The sequence below is a fragment of the bacterium genome (genome assembly GCA_040757115.1).
Classification (GTDB): Bacteria; UBA9089; CG2-30-40-21; order CG2-30-40-21; family SBAY01; genus JBFLXS01.
Genome location: JBFLYA010000296.1, coordinates 1 through 4,241 on the forward strand (window position 1 = coordinate 1; position 4,241 = coordinate 4,241).

4 protein-coding genes are annotated in these 4,241 nt (G+C 37.3%); all 4 read right to left on the reverse strand.

Translation table 11 applies throughout. The annotated features are described in order from the left end of the window. Positions 1-265 precede the first annotated feature (265 nt). The 4 genes from fabF to AB1422_17360 all read right to left on the reverse strand — a co-directional run bounded on the left by fabF (position 266) and on the right by AB1422_17360 (position 4,042). The gene (fabF, locus tag AB1422_17345) at positions 266-2,611 is read right to left on the reverse strand and encodes a beta-ketoacyl-ACP synthase II (protein MEW6621069.1); all 2,346 of its coding nucleotides are present in this window, start codon (positions 2,609-2,611) and stop codon (positions 266-268) included. 64 nt (positions 2,612-2,675) lie between these two features. Continuing rightward, positions 2,676-3,326 carry a nucleotidyl transferase AbiEii/AbiGii toxin family protein gene (locus AB1422_17350; protein MEW6621070.1) on the reverse strand — a complete coding sequence of 217 codons (651 nt, stop codon included), beginning with the start codon at positions 3,324-3,326 and terminating at the stop codon, positions 2,676-2,678. Beyond that, a complete protein-coding gene (locus AB1422_17355; protein ID MEW6621071.1) occupies positions 3,316-3,582 on the reverse strand; it encodes a hypothetical protein in 267 nt (88 codons plus the stop codon). The genes AB1422_17350 and AB1422_17355 overlap by 11 nt, the downstream gene beginning before the upstream one ends. Before the next feature lie 19 nt (positions 3,583-3,601). Then, entirely contained in the window at positions 3,602-4,042 is a 441-nt protein-coding gene (locus AB1422_17360) for an SRPBCC family protein (protein MEW6621072.1), read from the reverse strand. Positions 4,043-4,241 lie beyond the last annotated feature (199 nt).

Sequence of the window (4,241 nt, forward strand, 5' to 3'; positions counted from 1 at the left end):
TAATAATTAATTTTTTAATTTTATTTTCAACCCCCACCCCCCAATCTTGGGGGCTTTAATAAGGAATTAGGATTGTGGCATTCAAAATGACCAACAATATATATTATACGAGGACGATGAAAATAGTGGTAGGAGATAAGCGTGAGGAGTGGTGTTTTCTTTACTTTCTACTCTCTACTTTCTACTCTCTACTTCCTATTTTCAGGAGAAATGGTTACAATAATCACTGGGGCTGGTATCCTCCTCATCCCGCTGTAAACTTATTTTATGTCACCTTTTTAATGACTATGGCTGAGTTTTTTCCACCAAATCCAAATGAGTTTGAAAAAGCGACATTAACTACCTTTTCTCGTCCTTTATTTGGCACATAATCCAGGTCACAAGTTGGGTCAGGGGTTTCATAGTTGATTGTTGGTGGAATAAAACTTTTATCAATAGCTAAGGCACAGACGATTAATTCTACTGCACCGGTAGCACCAATAGAGTGCCCAAGCATAGATTTCGTTGAACTGATTGGAATATGATAGGCATAATCACCAAAAGCCTGTTTGATGACTAATGTTTCCGTGCGGTCACCCAGTGGTGTAGAGCTACCATGGGGATTGATATAATTTACCTCTTGCGGGGATATATTGGCTGATTGTAGGGCTAATTTAAAAGCACGAGCCGCCTCTTTACCATCAGGTGCCGGGGCACACATATGATAGGCATCATTTGTTGTGGCAAAACTAACAATTTCGGCATAGATATGAGCCCCGCGAGTTTTGGCATGTTCAATCTCTTCTAAAATAACCACGCCTGCTCCTTCACCTATGACAAATCCATCCCGATTGGCATCAAAAGGTCTTGATGCTTTTTGTGGCTCATCATTTCTAAGTGATAAGGCATTCATGGCATAAAATGAGGTTATGACCACCGGTCGTATAGGTGCCTCTGCACCACCAGCCACTACAACATCCACCTCTCCATTACGAATAGCATTAAATCCATAACCAATGGCATCTGTGCCTGCTGGACAACCGCTGGCAATAGTTAGACTTGCACCTTTTAACCCGAGTTCTAAGGAAACCATAGAAGAAAGTGCCCCGGAGAAGGCAATTATAGATAAAAACGGACTTATCTTCTCGGGTCCTTCTTGAATGAAACTTATTATCTGTTCTTCAGCAAAGGCTAATCCACCCACACCTGCACCGATAATGACATCAATTCGCTCTTTATCTTCTTTAGTTAAATCTATTTGGGCATCTTCGAGGGCAAGTTTAGCCGCACCAACAGCAAATTGTGTTTCACGGTCAGTCCGCTTTAAACTCTTTTTATCCATATATTTTGCAGGGTCAAAATCCTTTATCTCAGCGGCTATCTTTACCGGTACTGATGAAGCATCAAATAAGGTTATACGACTTATCCCCGGAGTTCCTTGACAAAGGGCAGTCCAGAAATCTTTCTTTCCAAAACCAATAGGTGTAATCACGCCAATGCCTGTAATAACACATCTGCGCGGAATTCTTATTGCCTCCTTCTCGACTATGGAAAAAGGAATGATTTTCTCACCACCCCTACTTTTTGCCGTATAAAGTGCCTGTTTTACCTTATCTATTAATTCCTTTGAGTTAGAAATTTTATCCCCAAAAGTCGCAATTCCACAACTAATTGTCAAAAGAATATTTAATCCCTCTTTCTGGCAAAAGTGGTGATTATTAATTTCTGTCTGAATCCGTTGGGCTAATATCTTAGCGTTATCTTCTTTTGTCTCGGTTAAAATAAGGATAAACTCATCCTCCTCAGCCCTGATTAACACATCTTCTTTTCGAGTATAACTTAACAAAATCTCTGCTGTCTCCTTTAGAATAGAATCACCTGCGGCGTAGCCATATAGGTCATTGAGTCTTCTAAAGTTATCAATATTAAATATAATCACGGATAGAGGTCTATTCTTCCGGGTTGCCAGACTTATCTCCTCATCTAATCTTTCATTCAAATAAATGCGATTATGTAAACCAGTTAATTCATCCACATGGATTAACTTTTCCTTTTCTTTCAACAAATTGGTTATACTTTCTGCCTTTTCAGTAAGGAGATAATGTTCAATAACGGATTCTTTTAATGGTTCAATTAACATCCGTATCATTCTACCAAAGGTATTAAATTCAGTTTGTGAAATTTTTTTAATCTTTTTAAGGGCATCTATTGCCTTTTGTGGATTGATGTTTAACTCCTGGAGGTAATTGATATATTTGGCTTCATCTATATCATCAGACAGGATTCTGCCACCAACAATTGCGGCAACAGGTTTTTGATAGATGATAATTGGGAGGGCAAAATTAGTTAAGCCAGTATGACATTTAAAGATAGTCCATCCCTCTCTTAATGCCCCTTCCCAGAAACAGCCTTCAAGGTAAGAAAAGATACATTTCTGATAGCCGGGTTTTGAATCTAAGATAACCTGGCAAAAAGGGGAAGTATATTGTCTTTCAAGGGTATTTTTACCATCTACACCGATAATCTGAATTCCCGAGCCAATGGTTTTCTCACAAATATCTTGCACCTTTTCCCATTGATTAAACAGGTTTAATAATTTCCATAAATTGGTTTGTAAATCTTCTTGTTCCATTTTTAGCTACACTTCCCTTGTAAGTATTCAGCCCCCAAGGCACTAAAGTCTGCTCCCTTATTCATTAAACCTTTTTATCTGATAGCCTTCTAATCTCAGTTAGAAATGATTTTACTACATCCGGAGCATTAGCCCTTAGACTCTGGTCAAGAATATCAAGTTTATAAACCCCATCTATATAGGTTTTAGTTATTGCCTCAACCCTATCCTGAATCAAGTCAAATTTACCCTTAATAATATCGCTACACTTAAACATAGATTCTTTGTCGTATTTAAGGACAGTTGCCAGGTCAAATATATCTCTTACTTTAAGGCTTTCGGGTCTGTAAAACATCTTTTTAAGCACAATCTCAACAGGAACATCTATTCTTACTGCAATTCCATCAATATCCATTGCTAAAGGCTTAATACCTGTTAGATTGGGAGCGACTATAAAGTCTATTTCACTCTCTTTGAACTTTAACTTAAGGTAATTAGACTGTTCATCATAATCAGAGACATATTTTTCCACTTTATCGTTAAGTCTTGGTGTCAAAAGGGTAATAAACTGGGCGTTGTTAAAAAAGATATCAATATCTCTGCTTAACCTATGTTTGTAATGAAGCATTAAAGCCGTTCCCCCGCCCAATGTCCACTCAGAAATGCTTGCAGATTGAAGAAAAAACTCTGCAAGTTTTAATATCTCCTTCCAGTCTTTTGGTTCTTCAATCAACATTAAATATTTCCTCAAGATTCCTATTAGTATATAGCGGTTGGATGTATTTAAAATAATAAGACTTAAGTATTTCCATAGAAATTCCATTCTGGTTACAGAATCTACAGACTACCGAAGGAGATACTTCAGTAAAAAAACTGTAGATGTGCTGGTCATATTTAGTCGGGAATTCACACTTTTTCAGTAGTTCAACCAGAGTTGATTCTCTAAGAGAATATTTCATCGGTGCATTTATGGTTGTAAAAACACTCACCATCTTTTCCATCCTTGAATGGTTATCTGGCTTCAACCCTATTTTTAATTGCCTTCAGTGTCTCATCCGCCATCTTATAAACAATTTTAGCCACGATGAATTTACCAATAATAGGTCCGATTAGAGGTATTTTTTTATACTCAAAATTATGGATTAAGGTAATTTTAGTGGTGTTACCTACTTCTTCAAATAACCATTCTATCTTCATTCCGCGAATAGGACCTGCAAGTTGTTCAGCGGTGATAGATTTATTTTTCTCTAATTTAACTAAAGACCGCCAGGTGATTTCTTTACCGCCAGCCATACCCAACCGCTCTATTATCATATTATCGGCATTTTTCTCAATAATCTTTACCTTTTTGTAGGTCGGGATAAATTCTGGGTAGCGTTCAAAATCCGTAGCTATTTCAAAAACTTTATCAATATTTTTATTGATAATGATGGTATTTTTTGTCTGAATCATAAAAATCTCACTCCTATTGAACTGCAATAACGATGTGTCGTTTATCAGGAATAGATATAGATACTTCTTTCTCCTGAAAATAGCGAATTAGTGAATTAGAGATTAGCGAATTAGTATAGTATCCACAGACTCGTATCCTCTGGTTTAGAACACATATTCCCCCTTAATAAAGGGGGTTAGGGGGTTGTCCTTCTCCCAT

Excerpts from the sequence above, each read along its gene's own strand:
- fabF (MEW6621069.1), bottom strand. The coding sequence starts at position 2,611 with ATGGAACAAGAAGATTTACAAACCAATTTATGGAAATTATTAAACCTG.
- AB1422_17350 (MEW6621070.1), bottom strand. The coding sequence starts at position 3,326 with ATGTTGATTGAAGAACCAAAAGACTGGAAGGAGATATTAAAACTTGCA.
- AB1422_17355 (MEW6621071.1), bottom strand. The coding sequence starts at position 3,582 with ATGGTGAGTGTTTTTACAACCATAAATGCACCGATGAAATATTCTCTT.
- AB1422_17360 (MEW6621072.1), bottom strand. The coding sequence starts at position 4,042 with ATGATTCAGACAAAAAATACCATCATTATCAATAAAAATATTGATAAA.